The sequence below is a fragment of the Pseudarthrobacter sp. MOO13 genome, from assembly GCF_058267655.1.
Genome location: NZ_CM177848.1, coordinates 1,838,993 through 1,853,988 on the forward strand (window position 1 = coordinate 1,838,993; position 14,996 = coordinate 1,853,988).

At 66.5% G+C, this 14,996-nt stretch carries 15 protein-coding genes; 14 read left to right on the top strand and 1 reads right to left on the bottom strand.

What is annotated here, in order from left to right; genetic code table 11:
• Window positions 1-15: 15 nt before the first annotated feature.
• From AC4EEO_RS08560 to nusB, 14 genes are all read left to right on the top strand, one after another.
• On the top strand, window positions 16-1,479 hold the full coding sequence (locus AC4EEO_RS08560; RefSeq protein WP_491340265.1) for a replication-associated recombination protein A: 1,464 nt from the start codon (window positions 16-18) through the stop codon (window positions 1,477-1,479).
• Window positions 1,480-1,650: 171 nt separating this feature from the next.
• Window positions 1,651-2,277 (top strand): 30S ribosomal protein S4, encoded by a 627-nt coding sequence (gene rpsD, locus AC4EEO_RS08565; RefSeq protein WP_009357431.1) that lies wholly within the window; start codon window positions 1,651-1,653, stop codon window positions 2,275-2,277.
• A 145-nt stretch (window positions 2,278-2,422) separates the two neighbouring features.
• A complete protein-coding gene (locus AC4EEO_RS08570) occupies window positions 2,423-2,797 on the top strand; it encodes a DUF948 domain-containing protein (RefSeq protein WP_018761438.1) in 375 nt (124 codons plus the stop codon).
• Window positions 2,798-2,832: 35 nt separating this feature from the next.
• A complete protein-coding gene (locus AC4EEO_RS08575) occupies window positions 2,833-3,045 on the top strand; it encodes a hypothetical protein (RefSeq protein WP_018761437.1) in 213 nt (70 codons plus the stop codon).
• 122 nt (window positions 3,046-3,167) lie between these two features.
• A complete protein-coding gene (alaS, locus tag AC4EEO_RS08580; protein ID WP_491340266.1) occupies window positions 3,168-5,846 on the top strand; it encodes an alanine--tRNA ligase in 2,679 nt (892 codons plus the stop codon).
• A 7-nt stretch (window positions 5,847-5,853) separates the two neighbouring features.
• Complete coding sequence (gene ruvX / locus AC4EEO_RS08585; protein ID WP_285318014.1) at window positions 5,854-6,453, top strand: Holliday junction resolvase RuvX; 600 nt, start codon at window positions 5,854-5,856, stop codon at window positions 6,451-6,453.
• Window positions 6,450-8,180 carry an endolytic transglycosylase MltG gene (gene mltG, locus AC4EEO_RS08590; protein ID WP_491340267.1) on the top strand — a complete coding sequence of 577 codons (1,731 nt, stop codon included), beginning with the start codon at window positions 6,450-6,452 and terminating at the stop codon, window positions 8,178-8,180. The genes ruvX and mltG overlap by 4 nt, the downstream gene beginning before the upstream one ends.
• Window positions 8,177-9,037, top strand: a complete 861-nt coding sequence (locus AC4EEO_RS08595) for a shikimate dehydrogenase (RefSeq protein WP_491340268.1) — start codon at window positions 8,177-8,179, stop codon at window positions 9,035-9,037. Before mltG ends, AC4EEO_RS08595 begins: the two co-directional genes overlap by 4 nt.
• Window positions 9,038-9,060: 23 nt before the next feature.
• The gene (gene aroC / locus AC4EEO_RS08600) at window positions 9,061-10,260 is read left to right on the top strand and encodes a chorismate synthase (RefSeq protein WP_026264491.1); all 1,200 of its coding nucleotides are present in this window, start codon (window positions 9,061-9,063) and stop codon (window positions 10,258-10,260) included.
• A 59-nt stretch (window positions 10,261-10,319) separates the two neighbouring features.
• Entirely contained in the window at window positions 10,320-10,829 is a 510-nt protein-coding gene (locus AC4EEO_RS08605) for a shikimate kinase (RefSeq protein ID WP_491330927.1), read from the top strand.
• Complete coding sequence (aroB, locus tag AC4EEO_RS08610; RefSeq protein WP_018761430.1) at window positions 10,826-11,917, top strand: 3-dehydroquinate synthase; 1,092 nt, start codon at window positions 10,826-10,828, stop codon at window positions 11,915-11,917. The genes AC4EEO_RS08605 and aroB overlap by 4 nt, the downstream gene beginning before the upstream one ends.
• Window positions 11,917-12,435, top strand: coding sequence for a tetratricopeptide repeat protein (locus tag AC4EEO_RS08615; protein WP_018761429.1), 519 nt, complete (start codon window positions 11,917-11,919; stop codon window positions 12,433-12,435). The genes aroB and AC4EEO_RS08615 overlap by 1 nt, the downstream gene beginning before the upstream one ends.
• Before the next feature lie 173 nt (window positions 12,436-12,608).
• Entirely contained in the window at window positions 12,609-13,172 is a 564-nt protein-coding gene (efp, locus tag AC4EEO_RS08620; RefSeq protein ID WP_018761428.1) for an elongation factor P, read from the top strand.
• Window positions 13,172-13,582, top strand: coding sequence for a transcription antitermination factor NusB (nusB, locus tag AC4EEO_RS08625; RefSeq protein ID WP_018761427.1), 411 nt, complete (start codon window positions 13,172-13,174; stop codon window positions 13,580-13,582). Before efp ends, nusB begins: the two co-directional genes overlap by 1 nt.
• A 75-nt stretch (window positions 13,583-13,657) precedes the next feature.
• Here nusB and AC4EEO_RS08630 read toward each other — a convergent pair whose 3' ends face one another.
• Entirely contained in the window at window positions 13,658-14,932 is a 1,275-nt protein-coding gene (locus tag AC4EEO_RS08630; RefSeq protein ID WP_491329993.1) for a PrsW family intramembrane metalloprotease, read from the bottom strand.
• Window positions 14,933-14,996: the final 64 nt, after the last annotated feature.

The following is a 14,996-nucleotide window of genomic DNA, read 5'->3' on the forward strand; positions in this document are numbered from 1 at the left end:
AAGTAGCCTATCTATGTGGATGATCTCTTCGGGCACGGCCCAGAAAACGACGACGACGACGATGCCGTCGCCGAGGCAGGCGCCGGTACCGGAGGACAAGGCGCGCGAGGACAGGGTGCACGCGGACAGGGATCGCCGCGGAGCCCGCTGGCGGTGCGCATGCGGCCGCGCAGCGTGGATGAGGTGGTGGGCCAGCAGCACCTGCTCGGCCAGGGCTCACCCCTGCGGCAGCTGGCGGCGGGAGCCGACGCCGCAGGCCCGGCGGGTCCCAGCTCGCTGGTCCTGTGGGGACCCCCGGGCACCGGCAAGACCACCCTTGCGCATGTCATTGCCCGCGGGCCCGGACGAAAATTCGTTGAACTGTCCGCCATCACGGCAGGGGTCAAGGACGTCCGGCGCGTCATGGACGACGCCCTGACGGCCCGCGACCTCTACAAGACCACCACCGTGCTCTTCCTGGACGAGATCCACCGGTTCAACAAGGCCCAGCAGGATGCGTTGCTGCCAGGGGTCGAAAACCGCTGGGTGGTCCTGGTGGCGGCCACTACCGAGAACCCGTCCTTTTCCGTGGTCTCCCCGCTGCTGTCACGGTCCCTGCTCCTGACGCTCAAGCCACTCACGGACGCCGATATAGAGGGCCTGCTGGTGCGGGCCGTGGAAGACCCCCGCGGTCTCGGCGGCAAGGTCAGGCTTGGCGACGAGGCCCTTGACCACCTGGTCCGGCTCTCCGGCGGCGACGCCCGCCGGGCGTTGACGGCGCTGGAAGCCGCGGCGGGGGTTGCCTTCGGGGACGCGGACGACGTCGAACGTTCCGTCCCGGAGGGCAGCGGCACCACCGAGCCGGTCACGGTGGAGTTGCGCCACACCGAGCGTGCCCTGGACGCAGCCGCGGTACGGTACGACCGGGCCGGCGACCAGCACTATGACGTGGCCAGCGCCTTCATCAAGTCCATCCGGGGCTCCGACGTGGATGCCGCACTGCATTACCTCGCGCGGATGCTCGAAGCGGGGGAGGACCCCCGGTTCGTCGCCCGGCGGATCGTCATTTCCGCGGCAGAGGATGTGGGCATGGCGGATCCCACCGCGCTCCAGACGGCGGTGGCCGCAGCACAGGCAGTGCAGCTGATCGGGATGCCGGAAGGGCGGATCATCCTGGCCGAGGCAGTGGTCCACCTGGCCACCGCGCCGAAGTCCAACGCCGCCTATATGGGCATCAACAAGGCGATCGCCGATGTGCGGGCCGGCCTCGGGGTCGGAATCCCCGCCCACCTGCGCGATGCACACTATCCGGGCTCCAAGCAGCTGGGCCATGGTGTGGGCTACAAGTACGCCCACGATGCTCCGCACGGGGTGGCCAGCCAGCAGTATCCGCCGGATGACCTGGTGGGGCGGGACTACTACCAGCCAACGGGCAATGGAGCCGAACGGGACATCGCCGTGCGGCTGGAGCGGCTGCGGAAGATTGTGAGGGGCACGTAGCTGCCGTGGTAGGCTATATGTTTGTCTGGCAAGGCCCGGCGCACAATCTCCCCAATTTTACCGTTGAGAAGGTTATGCCCTGTGCCCAGTAGCAAAAGGCAGCGGTTGGCCGATGCTCTCCATCGTGGAGGCCAGTAACACTGACACACCGCAGATATTGGAAGGACACAAGTGGCTAACAACACTCGTGCTCGCCGTCAGGCCCGCCTCTCGCGGTCCCTCGGCATCGCTCTGACCCCCAAGGCCGCCAAGTACATGGAGCGCCGCCCGTACGGCCCCGGTGAGCATGGCCGCGCCCGCAAGAAGCAGGACTCCGACTACGCCGTACGTCTGCGCGAAAAGCAGCGCCTGCGCGCCCAGTACGGCATCCGCGAAGCACAGATGACCCGTGCCTTCGAAGAAGCCCGCCGCACCAAGGGCCTGACCGGTGAGAACCTCATCGAACTGCTCGAAATGCGCCTTGACGCCCTGGTCCTGCGTGCCGGCTTCGCCCGCACCATCGCCCAGGCCCGCCAGCTGGTTGTGCACCGCCACATCATGGTTGACGGCGTCCGCGTTGACCGTCCGTCGTTCCGCGTCGGCGAGGGCCAACTGGTCCACGTCCACAGCCGCAGCGAGACCATGGTTCCGCTCCAGGTTGCCGCCGCCGGTGCCCACCGCGACGTCCTGCCTGCCGTTCCGGCCTACCTGGACGTCAAGCTGGAAGCCCTGCAGGCCCGCCTGGTCCGCCGCCCCAAGCGTTCGGAAATCCCGGTGACCTGCGAAGAGCAGCTCGTCGTCGAATTCTACGCACGCTAAATCCCAGCAGCGTATCCAAAGAAGCCCGTGGCAAGCGCCACGGGCTTCTTTGTATGTAAGGTACTTGGGGGACATCTGCGCATCGGGCCTTCCGGGCCCGGCCAGGATGGAACCCGACCACGGAATTTCGAGGAGATGAACGTCTATGTCTGGTGGCGATATTGCCGGCCTGATCGCTGCCGGGGTGTTCGCGCTCCTGGTGCTGCTGCTCGCGGTACCCATCCTGAAGCTGGGAAGTGTGTTCGACGAGGTGCGCACCGCCATCAAGTCCATCAGTGACGGCGCCACGCCCCTGATGGACGAGGTCACCGCCACCGTTTCGACCACCAACCAGCAGTTGAAGAAGGTCGACGGCATCTCGTCCAACGTCTCGGATGCATCCGCCAACATTTCCGCCCTGTCTTCGCTGGTCGCCGCCACGGTGGGTTCGCCGCTGATCAAGGTGGCCGCGTTCAGCTACGGCGTGCGCAGCGCCTTCGCGAACCGCAGGAAGCCCGCAGCCGGCCGCCGCAGCCGCTAGATTCGAAAAGAACGAACATGAAAAGAATTGTTTGGATGGGAATTGGCGTAGCCATCGGCGTCATCGCGTTCCGTAAAGTCACCGAGGCGCAGGCCAACCTCGGACCCGAAGGCCTCAACCGTGCTGTTGGGCGCCTGGCAGACGGCGTCTACGACTTCGCTGATGCCGTCCGGGCCGGAATGCGCGAGCGTGAGACCGACCTCCGCGCCGCACTGGGCGTCGACTCCGCGGAACTGGTGCGCCGCTGAGCCCCGGGGCAAGCAACGGCAGCCAACGAAAACCGGCAGGAACCAATCCCGGATCCCGCCACCTGAATTAACTTTCCGCGCCCGGCAGGAGCCGCGGACCACGAAGGGTAAGAAAACAGCTCATGAAGTCGCAGGAGATCACTAAGCGCTGGGTGGACTTTTTTGTCAGCAAGGGCCACACCGCGGTTCCCTCCGCATCGCTGGTCTCCAGCGACCCCTCGCTGCTGTTCACGGTGGCCGGCATGGTCCCGTTCATCCCCTACCTCACAGCCCGTGAGGAACCGCCCTACTCCCGTGCCACCAGCGTGCAAAAGTGCATCCGCACCGGTGACATCGAAGAAGTGGGCAAGACGGCCCGGCACGGCACCTTCTTCCAGATGTGCGGCAACTTCTCGTTCGGCGACTACTTCAAGGAAGACGCCATCAAGTTCGCCTGGGAGCTGCTCACCACGAGCGTTGACGACGGCGGCTACGGCCTTCCGCCCGAGCGGCTGTGGGTGACCGTCTACGAAGAGGACGACGAAGCCGAGGAACTGTGGCTCAAGAACACCGGCGTCCCCGCTGAACGCATCCAGCGGATGGGCAAGTCGGACAACTACTGGTCCACCGGCCAGCCGGGTCCGGCCGGGCCCTGCTCGGAGATCTACTACGACCGCGGACCGGCCTACGGCATCGAAGGCGGCCCGCTGGCTGACGAGACCCGCTACATCGAGATCTGGAACCTCGTGTTCATGCAGTACCAGATCGAGAACGTGCGCTCCAAGGTGGACTTCGACATCGTGGGCGAGCTGCCCAAGAAGAACATCGACACGGGCCTGGGCATGGAACGCCTCGCCATGATCCTGCAAGGTGTCGAGAACATGTACGAGACCGACCAGGTCCGGCCGGTCATCGACAAGGCCGCGGAACTCTCCGGCAAGGAGTACACCTCCGCTGAGACTCCCGAGGACCCCCACCACACGGACGACGTCCGGATGCGGGTTGTGGCCGACCACATCCGCTCGGCCCTGATGCTGATCTCCGACGGCGTCACCCCGTCCAACGAGGGCCGCGGCTACGTCCTGCGCCGCCTGATCCGGCGTGCCGTGCGCTCCATGCGCCTGCTGGGCGTCGAACAGGCCTGCCTGCCGGAGCTGCTGCCGGCGTCGCGGGATGCCATGAAGGGCGTGTACCCCGTCGTTGACACCGACTTCGCCCGGATCAGCCGCATCGCCTACGCCGAGGAGAAAGCGTTCCTGCGCACCATTGCGTCCGGGACTGCGCGGCTTGAGGACGCCGTGAAGGAATCCAAGGCAGCCAACAAGCCGCTGTCCGGCGAGGACGCCTTTACCCTCCATGACACCTACGGCTTCCCCATCGACCTCACGCTCGAGATGGCCGAAGAGGCGGGCTTGAAGGTTGACGAGGCTGCCTTCCGCAGCCTGATGCAGGAACAGCGCCAGCGCGCCCAGGCAGATGCCAAGGGCAAGAAGGGCGGCCACGCCGACGTCACCGTGTTCCAGGAGCTCCTGGGCCAGGGTGAGACGGTCTTCACCGGCTACACCGAACTCGAAGGCGAGTCCCGTGTCCGCGGCCTCCTGAGCGCCGGACGCAAGGTCCAGCAGGCTGCCACCGGCGACGAAATCGAACTCGTGCTCGCCGAAACCCCGTTCTACGCCGAGGCCGGCGGCCAGGCTGCCGACACCGGCCTCATCACCGGTGACGGGTTCGTCGTCGAGGTTCTGGACGTCCAGCGACCCATCAAGGGCCTGAGCGTACACAAGGCGATTGTCCGCGAAGGCGAGATCGGCGCGGACTCGCTGGTGCGCGCCGCCGTCGACCGTGAACGCCGGCACGCCGCCGAGCAGGCCCACACGGGCACGCACATCGTGCATGCCGCCCTGCACCAGATCCTCGGGCCGGAGGCCACCCAGCGCGGCTCCTTCAACAAGGCCGGCTACCTGCGCTTCGACTTTGCCTGGGGCGAAGGCCTGAGCACGGCGACGCGTTCGGAAATCGAAGAGGTGTCCAACCTTGCCATCCGCAACAACTACGCGGTGGAAACGAAGATCATGGGCCTGGCCGAGGCGAAGGCCATGGGTGCCATGGCCCTCTTCGGCGAGAACTACGGCAGCGAAGTACGCGTGGTGGAAATCGACGGCGCGTGGTCGCGCGAGCTTTGCGGCGGCACCCACGTTGCCAACACCTCGCTGATCGGCAGCCTGTCCCTCCTGGGCGAACAGTCCGTCGGTTCAGGCAACAGGCGCGTGGAAGCCTTCGTGGGCATGGAAGCCTTCCGCCACCTTGCCGCCGAGCGGGCCCTGGTGACCGAACTGACCGACCTGCTGAAAGTCCCGTCCGGCCAGCTCGCCGACAGGATTTCCGCCACGCTGGCCAAGCTGAAGGCCACCGAGAAGGAACTGGACCGGCTCCGCAAGGAACAGTTGGCCGCCTCTGCCGCGCGGCTGGCGGACACGGCCAAGGACGCCGGGGGAGTGAAGGTGCTGGCCCACGACGCCGGCACCGTCAGTGGAGCCGACGACCTCCGCGGCCTGGCCCTGGACCTGCGCAACCGGCTCGGCTCGGCGGCCTCCGCGGTTGCCGTCGCCGGTGTCGCCAACGACCGTCCGCTGATCCTGGTGGCCACCAACGAGGCAGCCAGGGAGGCCGGCGTCAAAGCCGGTGCGCTGGTCCGGATCGCCGCCGGCGTTCTCGGCGGTGGCGGTGGCGGCAAGGACGATGTTGCCCAGGGTGGAGGGACCGACGCCGGAAAGGTTGGCGCCGCGCTGGCCGCCGTCGTTGACGCCATTTCCGCGCGCTAATCCTGTCATGACCAATCCTGCAGCTGCCGGCGGATACCCCCAGGGCGTCAAACTGGGGGTGGACGTGGGCACCGTCCGGGTAGGGGTGGCCCTGTGCGACCGCGACGGGATCCTGGCCACGCCCTACAAGACCCTTGACCGGAACGCCAAGAAGAACTCGGACGTGCGGGTCATCGCCAAACTGGCGGAGGAACAGGGAGCCGTCCAGGTTTTCGTGGGACTGCCGCGCACCATGAAGGGCGAAGAACACGCGTCCGCCAGGATGGCCACGGACTACGCCCTGCTGCTGGTTGAAGAGCTTTCCGCCCGCGGTTTGGCGGTCCCGGTGAACCTCGTGGACGAGCGGCTGAGCAGCGTTACGGCGCACCGGAACCTGCACGAAGCTGGCATGAGCAGCAGGAACCACCGTAAAGTAGTTGATCAGGTCGCGGCGGCGGGTATCCTTCAGCACGCCATCGACATGCAGAAAGCCAGGGGAGCGGATGTCGGCTCACGCGTGACAGCGCCATCCCCGACCGTGGACCTGGGGGCCGGTGGGGTGGACGAACCAGTCCGCGCCATCTCCGCAGACACGGCCCGATTTTCAGATAATGGAAGGCAACAGTGAGCCCTGCCAACATTGACGACACTTCCGGCCCGCAGGACGCCGGGGCCGCGAGGCCGTTGACCCGCAAGGAACTGCGCGCACGCGAAAAGAGCCTCAATACCGGCGGCCACGACGCCGTCCCCGAGCAGGCCTATGAGACGGGCGAGGTCCCGCCGCCTCCCGTCACGCCGCCGGCAACCGCACCCTCGGCCGGAGAACCAACCTTTGCTCCGCTGCCTGGCGCCGAGGACGTGCCGGCTGCCCCCGATGCGCCGCCATCCATCCAGGACGGACCGCACCCCGGTGACTCCCGCCCCGCTGGAGCCTGGAGTAACGGGCCTTCCGCCGGAACCCACCACGACGCCGTTGCGCCGCCGCATGACGACGTGCAGGTTGGCGACGAGGTACACCAGCACGAGGAGCTGGCGCATGTCCCGGATACGGAGCACCCCGGGGACGCGTACGCCTACGCGGACGTTGCACACCACCAGGACGTGCAGCACCACGACGACGTGGCCCACCACCCGGACCACGCCACCTTCGCCGACGGGCACCATTACGGGGAAATCCCCGACGACCATTCATACGACGCCGGATACCACGACGATACGCATCCGGATGCTGCCCACCCGGATGCCGCCCATGAGCTGCTTCCCGTGTCCTCGGCAGCCCAGTCAGTGCCCCGGCCCTCGAAGAAGGTCCGGCGCCGGCGCAGGTTGCTGGCGCTGTTCCTGACGCTCGCTGTGTTCGTAACGGCCGTGGCCGTGGGCGCGCAGTTCCTCAAGCCCCTCCTCGGCAGCGGCAAGCCATCGGACTTCCCCGGACCGGGGACCGGCGAGGTCCACGTGACCGTGGCAAGCGGCGAGGGCACCCGGTCCGTAGCTGTGGACCTTGAGAACCAGCGGGTCGTCGCCAATGCCGACACCTTCATGCAGGCGTTCCATGCCTCCGGCGCAACGCTGTCGCCGGGCGACTACGTCTTCAAGACCGAAATGAAGAACGCCGACGCCGTTGATGTCCTGGCCGGCAAAGACAAGTCCAAGGTCATCTACTTCGCCCTGAGCGCAGGTCTGCGGATCGGTGAGTCGCTGCAGGCAGTTTCCGAGGGTTCGGGCGTTTCCATCCAGCAGCTGCAGGCCCTGAGCAACCAGCCTGCCCAGTTTGGATTGCCGGCAAACGCGAAGAACCTTGAAGGTTACCTCGCCCCCGGAGAATACCGCTTCCCGCTCGGAACCCCGGCCAAGGACATCCTGCAGGCCCTCGTGAAAGCCACCACCGATGAGCTGGTGTCGCAGGGAATCACCGACCCCGCCAAGCAGTACGAGGCCGTCATTGTGGCCAGCATTGTCCAGGCCGAGGGTGGCCAGGCCGATTACGGCGACGTGGCCGGTGCGATCTATAACCGGCTCAAGCCGAACGACCAGACAGGCGGTTTCCTCCAGGTGGATTCGGCGGTGACTTACGGCTTGGGCACCAAGAGCCTGAACTTCACGGATGACCAGCGCAAGGACAAGTCCAACCCGTACAACACCTATGCCAACCCCGGACTCCCGCCGGGCCCCATTGGTTCGCCCGGCAAGACTGCCATCGACGCGGCAGCACGGCCCAAGTCCAATGACTACCTGTACTGGGTGACCGTCAACCTGGACACCAACGAAACGAAGTTCGCGAAGACGCTCGCCGAACATAACGTCAACGTTGAGCAATACAACGCGTGGTGCAAGGCCAACGCGGGCCGCTGCACATGAGCCTGCGGGCTGCCGTCCTGGGCCACCCGATCAGCCACTCAAAGTCTCCCGCGCTGCACCTTTCGGCGTATGAGCGGCTGGGCGCGGCCATCAGCTACACGGCCATCGACGTCACCGAGCAGTTGCTGCCGTCGTTCATGCGCCAGATCCGGAACCAGCCCGGCTGGCGCGGGCTCTCCGTGACCATGCCGCTGAAGACCGCCATGCTTGATGAAGTGGACGAAGTCCGCGGAGTGGCCCAGACCCTGGGGGTCGTGAACACAGTCACCTTCGAGGAATCCGGCGGCGCAGTGAAGACGGTAGGTTCCAACACCGACGTCCCGGGGATCGTGAATGCCCTGCGCCACGCCGGGACGGCTGCGGCGCCGTCCGCCGTCATCCTCGGCGGCGGCGGCACGGCGGCGTCGGCTGTTGCTGCCCTCAAGGAACTTGGCACCACCACGGTCCAGGTGTACGTCCGTGATTCGTCGCGTACGTCGGACGTCCGCGCCGCTGCAGACAGCCTGGGGGTCGCGCTGGAGGTCCGCCCCCTCACCGCCGCCGCGCGCCCGACGTCGGAAGCCGACGTCGTCATCTCCACCTTGCCGCCACGCGCGGCCGACGGGCTCGCCGCCGAAATCGCCGCCTTGAAGACGACGACGCGGGGAGTCCTCCTGGACGTCGCCTACGATCCCTGGCCCAGCCTGGTGGCCTCTGTGTGGCAGGCCGGAGGCGGCCGCGTGGTGCCCGGCCTGGAGATGCTGTTGTACCAGGCGGTGGAGCAGGTGCGGCTTTTCACCCGGCGCGGGGAAGACGTTAACGCAGCTGTCATAGATGTGATGTGTGACGCAGTCGGCCTTGCCCGACGGGCGTTCTGACCGCCCTACGTGGCAGGATGGAAATTATGCGTTGGTTGACTGCCGGTGAATCCCATGGCCCGGCTTTGATGGGAATTATTGAGGGCGTCCCGGCTGGTGTGGAAATCACCAGCGGGGACATCGCAGACTCCCTGGCCCGCCGCCGGCTCGGCTACGGCCGCGGCGCACGGATGAAATTCGAGCAGGACGTGGTCACCATCCTTGGCGGTGTACGGCACGGCCGCACCCAGGGCGGTCCCGTCGCCATCCAGGTGGGCAACACCGAATGGCCCAAATGGGAGCAGATCATGTCTGCCGACCCCGTTGACGCTGAACTCCTCGCCGACCAGGCCCGCAACGCACCGCTGACGCGGCCCCGTCCGGGCCACGCCGACTTCACCGGCATGCAGAAATACGGGTTTGATGAAGCGCGTCCTGTCCTGGAACGCGCCAGCGCCCGCGAAACGGCAACCCGGGTTGCCCTCGGCACCGTGGCAGCCCGGTTCCTCCGGCACCTCGGCATCGAACTGGTCAGCCACACTGTCTCCATCGCCAGCGTCACCGTGCCCGAAGGCCGGCCGCTGCCGTTGCCCGGCGATGTCATCGCGTTGGACACGGATCCGCTGCGCTGCTTCGACCGCGAAACCTCCGACGCGATGGTTGCGGAGGTCGACGCCGCGCACAAAGAAGGCGAAACGCTGGGAGGCGTGGTCGAGGTCCTCGCCTACGGGCTTCCGCCGGGACTTGGCAGCTACGTGCACTGGGACCGCCGGCTCGATGCCCGGCTGGCCGCAGCGCTCATGGGCATCCAGGCCATCAAGGGCGTGGAGGTGGGCGACGGTTTCCTGACCGCTGCACGCCGGGGTTCAGCCGCCCACGACGAAATTGTCCGTGACGGCAAGGGCCGGATCGGCCGTGCCAGCAACCGGGCCGGCGGTATCGAAGGCGGCATGAGCATCGGCGACGTCCTCCGGGTCCGCGCCGCCATGAAACCGATCGCCACCGTGCCGCGCGCCCTGCGCACCATCGACGTCAGCACCGGCGAACCGGCCAAGGCCCACCACCAGCGCTCCGACGTCTGTGCCGTCCCGGCTGCGGGCGTCGTGGCCGAGGCCATGGTGGCACTGGTCCTGGCCGAAGCCGTCATGGAGAAGTTCGGTGGTGACTCCGTGCCGGAAACCGCCCGCAACATCAAGGGTTACCTGGACAACATCCCGGCTTCCCTGGACTCGATCGGCCAGTAGTGCTCCATCACAGCAGTACCGGCCCCGCAGGCGGCCGGCCGATCGTGCTCATCGGCCCCATGGCCGTCGGCAAATCGGCCATCGGCCAGCAACTGGCGCAACAGCTGGGCGCCCGCTTCATTGACACCGACGCCGTCATCGTTGCCGGCCACGGTTCCATCGCCGATATCTTCGCGGGCCGCGGGGAGCACGCGTTCCGCGAAATCGAAGCCCGGACCGTCGCCGACGCCGTTGAGGACGCGGCCGGGACCACCACGGTGATTTCCCTGGGCGGCGGGGCCGTACTGGACTCCGGGACCCAGCAGCTCATGGGCCGCTGCACCGTGGTCTACCTCGAATGCGACGCTGATACGGTGGCAGGCAGGATCGCCCGGAACTCGGGCCGGCCACTCCTCGCCGGCGACGCCATGGGCCGCTGGACAGCAATGTTTGCCACCCGCAGGCCGGTCTACGAGAGGCTGGCCGACATCACCCTGGACGTCCGCCACGGCTCCATACCCGAGCTCGGCGCACGGCTGGAAGCAGCACTGCGGCACCACGCAGCTGCCAAACAGGAAGTTGAGAAGTGAACACTCAATCAACAGTCATCAACGTCACCGGCGAAGGTGCTGGAAACAACTACGGCGTCGTCGTGGGGCGCGGCCTGCTTGGAGAACTTCCCGCCCTGTTGGGTGAACGCGTCCGCCGGGTGCTGGTGATCCACCCCCGCGCGCTGCGCCTCACCGGAGACACCGTCCGCGACGAGCTGGCCGAGGCCGGCTTCACCTCGCTTACGGCGGAAATCCCGGACGCCGAGGAAGGCAAGCACATCCAGGTCGCGGCATTCTGCTGGCAGGTCCTGGGCCAGAACGACTTCACCCGCTCGGACGCCATCGTGGCTGTGGGCGGGGGAGCAGTCACCGACCTCGCCGGCTTCGTTGCCGCTACGTGGCTGCGCGGCGTCAAGGTCATCCACATGCCCACCAGCCTGCTGGGCATGGTGGACGCCTCGGTAGGCGGCAAAACCGGCATCAACACCGCGGAAGGAAAGAACCTGGTCGGGGCGTTCCACCCGCCCGCGGCCGTCCTGGCCGACCTGGACACGCTGGAAACGCTGCCGAAGAACGAGATCATTTCCGGGCTTGCCGAGGTCATCAAGTGCGGCTTCATTGCCGACCCCGCCATCCTCGATCTCGTGGAGAAAGACCCGGCCGCAGTGGTGGACCCCCGCTCCGACGCGCTGCGCGAGCTGATTGAACGCGCCATCGCCGTCAAGGCGAAGGTGGTTTCCGAGGACCTCAAAGAATCCGGGCTCCGGGAAATCCTGAATTACGGACACACCCTGGGCCACGCCATCGAGCTGGTGGAACGCTACTCGTGGCGGCACGGCGCAGCCGTGTCCGTCGGCATGATGTTTGCGGCCGAGCTTGCCCGCAGCGTGGGCAGGCTCAGCGATGCCGACGCCGACCGGCACCGAAGCATCCTGGACGGCCTTGGGCTGCCGGTCACCTATCGCCGGGACCGCTGGCAGGGTCTGCTGGATGGGATGCGCCGCGACAAGAAGTCCCGCGGCGACCTGCTGCGTTTCGTGGTGCTGGACGGAATCGCCAAGCCGGGCATCCTTGATGTGCCGGACACCTCGCTGCTGTTCGCCGCGTACCAGGAAATTGCGTCCTGATGCAGGGCGACATGAATGGCACGGCCGACTGGCCCCAGGCCGGATTTCCCGGCATCCGCATAAACCCGGATACCCTGATGCCCCAGATCGTCAACGAGGACGCTGTCCGGGAAGCCCTGTCGGCCTCCACCGACCCCGCGGACCACATTTTCGTCCTGCTGGTCGAGGGCCATGCCTCCGAGGCGGCTGAACTGCTGGCCGAAGCACGGTTCAAGGACCCGGAATCGTTCCGGCTGCGCGTCTTCGAAGCCGAGGTACTGAGCGTCACCCACCGGATGGACCGCGCCATAGAGCTGTTCCGGCAACTCCTGGCCGAGGTGCACGGCACGCCCCGCGAAGCGCTGGCACTGCAGTTCCTGGGCAAGGCCCAGTACGCAGCCGGCCAGACCTCGGCCGCCGTTGAGTCGTTCTCCAAGGCGCTGGACCTGCGGGTGGCGCAGTCCGCGGATGCTGCCCAAATCTATTCCTCCACCGTGGCGCTCCAGCGTGCACGGGACATCCTGGAATTGGCCTGCTGAGGAGGCAGGCGGCGGCAGCGGACAAGCTGCCCGGTATTTACCGGTAGAATGGTTGTGGAATTTTTGCATCCACGCGATTTTTGACAAACACGTGCAGGCGGGCCGCTTTGGTTTGCCCGCCCGGCATACAGCACCTGGCCCACACGGCCGGATAAAGGAACCAGAGGAAACCAGTGGCAACCACTAACGACATTAAGAACGGAACGGTCCTGAAGCTTGAGGGCCAGTTGTGGAACATCATCGAGTTCCAGCACGTCAAGCCCGGCAAGGGCGGCGCCTTTGTCCGCACCAAGATGCGCAACGTGATGTCCGGCAAGGTTGTCGACAAGACCTTCAACGCCGGCCTCAAGATTGAGACGGCCACCGTCGACCGCCGCGACTACCAGTACCTGTACCAGGACGGCGCGGACTTCGTGTTCATGGACACCTCCGACTACGACCAGATCACCGTTTCCGGGGCCACGGTGGGGGACGCCACCAACTTCATGCTTGAGAACCAGATGGTGAACATCGCCATCCACGACGGCAACCCGCTCTACATCGAACTGCCGCCGAGCGTCGTCCTCGAAATCACCTACACCGAGCCGGGCCTGCAGGGCGACCGCTCGTCCGCCGGCACTAAGCCTGCCACCCTGGAAACGGGTTACGAGATCCAGGTGCCGCTGTTCATCGAGAACAACACCAAGGTCAAGGTGGACACCCGCGACGGCAGCTACCTGGGCCGGGTCACCGAGTAGTGAGCGCCCGCGGTAAAGCCCGCAACAGGGCACTGGATGTTCTTTTCGAGGCGGAGCAACGCTCTGTTTCGGCATTTGACGTGCTCCGCGCACGCCGGGAAAAGACCGACCAGGTGGTCAACCCCTACACCTTGGAAATCGTTGAGGGCGTAGTGTCCCAGCAGGCAGCCATTGATGAGTTCCTGGAGACCTACTCGCAGGGCTGGAGCCTGGAACGGATGCCGTCAGTGGACCGCATCATCCTCCGCATCGGTACCTGGGAGCTCCTGTACAACGACGACGTCCCCGACGGAGTGGCGGTCAGCGAAGCCGTTGCACTGGCCAAGACGCTGTCCACGGATGAGTCTCCGCAGTTCATCAACGGCCTGCTCGGGCGCTTGCAACAGCTGAAGCCTTCGCTGCTCGCCTAGCGAAGAGCCCAGGTTTGCGGCGTCAGCCGAACGCCAAGGGGCCCGCCGGACATCCGGCGGGCCCCTTCTGCGTTCTCAACGGGCGATGGCCGCCCGGAGCTCCAGGATCCGTTGGAGCTGGTGCCGCTCCTCGGCCTGGTGAAGAGGCAAATCCCGCCCGCTCAGGATCCGCTGGCGGATATTCGCGAGCTGTGTGGCCGCCTTCAGGAACTGCTTCATCTGCGGTTTCCGGCCCGCGGTGGCGGCCCAGGACAACGCCGTGCGCCTTCCGGCGGGGGTCGCCAGGAGCTGCACCTCGTCCGGCGTGAACCAGCCCGCGGCCGAATACTCCAGCAGCCGCTGCCGGGTCAGGCGCTTCTCGGCAACCCGAAGGAAGATGATGCCTGCCACCGCCAGCAGGAAGATCGGAACCTGGACCATGATGTAGTCCAGCAGGAAGCCCCTGCCCATGCTGTTCCACCTGTTGTGCAGGAACATGGCCGGCAGCAGCCCTGCCAGGAAGGCTCCCACGGACGCTCCGGTATGCCACTTCCGCGCGGCGAACCCCATCACCAGTCCCGTGGTTCCGGTGAAGATCGCGTGCGCGAAGGGCGACATCACGCCGCGGAGGAAGAAGATCTGGGCGAGGTCGCTGGCCGGGGAAGCCGATTCGGCCACGGCCCTGCCGAAGTAGAGGATGTTCTCGGTGAAGGCGAACCCGCCGGCGATGGTGAAGGCAAAAACGACGCCGTCAACGGGCCCGTCGAATTGCCGTCGCGCTGCCAGCAGGATGATCAGCAGGCCCAGGGACTTGGCAAATTCCTCGACCACCGGCGCCTGCACGGTGGCCATATACGTCTGCAGGTCCGCCTGGTCCGTGAACTGGAACGCGATCACAAAGAACGGCTGGATGAGCAGGGTCACCGCAACGGATACCGCAGCACCCCACACGAAGGCGAACAACAGCAGCCGCTTCGGCTCCGGTTCCCACCTGTCGATAATGTGGACCGCCGCCAGGACCACGGACAAAGGAACCAGGGACGCGAGGAACCCGATCAGGAATCCGGCGGCGCCGGTATTGGACAGCAGGAACGGGACCACCAGGAACAGGCTCAGGAACGCGAGCACACCGCCTGCGATGGACAGTCCCGCCAGTCCGGTCCGTGCCCGGGATACCCGCAGCGCAGTCTCCGGGAGGTGCGGACCGACCGTGGCCAGGGGCTGGCCGCCGTGCCCCGGTGCCGGGCGGTAGTGTCCTGGATGGACCTGGCCCATCCAGCTGGGGTTGGCCTGCCGGGGGACCGGCCCGGGTGCTTCGCGGTAGGGGTCCTCGGGGAGCCCTGGTGTTGGTTGCTGCGGATACGTCGGCATAACGGAAAGCCTAGGCGGGGGGCGCCGGGGCGCCAAGGAACCACGAATCCGCGCCAGCCGATGT

Bases quoted from the DNA above. Each gene is read 5' to 3' on its own strand.
- AC4EEO_RS08570 (WP_018761438.1), top strand. From the start codon at position 2,423: ATGTCTGGTGGCGATATTGCCGGCCTGATCGCTGCCGGGGTGTTCGCG.
- AC4EEO_RS08575 (WP_018761437.1), top strand. From the start codon at position 2,833: ATGGGAATTGGCGTAGCCATCGGCGTCATCGCGTTCCGTAAAGTCACC.
- alaS (WP_491340266.1), top strand. From the start codon at position 3,168: ATGAAGTCGCAGGAGATCACTAAGCGCTGGGTGGACTTTTTTGTCAGC.
- ruvX (WP_285318014.1), top strand. From the start codon at position 5,854: ATGACCAATCCTGCAGCTGCCGGCGGATACCCCCAGGGCGTCAAACTG.
- AC4EEO_RS08595 (WP_491340268.1), top strand. From the start codon at position 8,177: ATGAGCCTGCGGGCTGCCGTCCTGGGCCACCCGATCAGCCACTCAAAG.
- AC4EEO_RS08605 (WP_491330927.1), top strand. From the start codon at position 10,320: ATGGCCGTCGGCAAATCGGCCATCGGCCAGCAACTGGCGCAACAGCTG.
- AC4EEO_RS08615 (WP_018761429.1), top strand. From the start codon at position 11,917: ATGCAGGGCGACATGAATGGCACGGCCGACTGGCCCCAGGCCGGATTT.
- AC4EEO_RS08630 (WP_491329993.1), bottom strand. From the start codon at position 14,932: ATGCCGACGTATCCGCAGCAACCAACACCAGGGCTCCCCGAGGACCCC.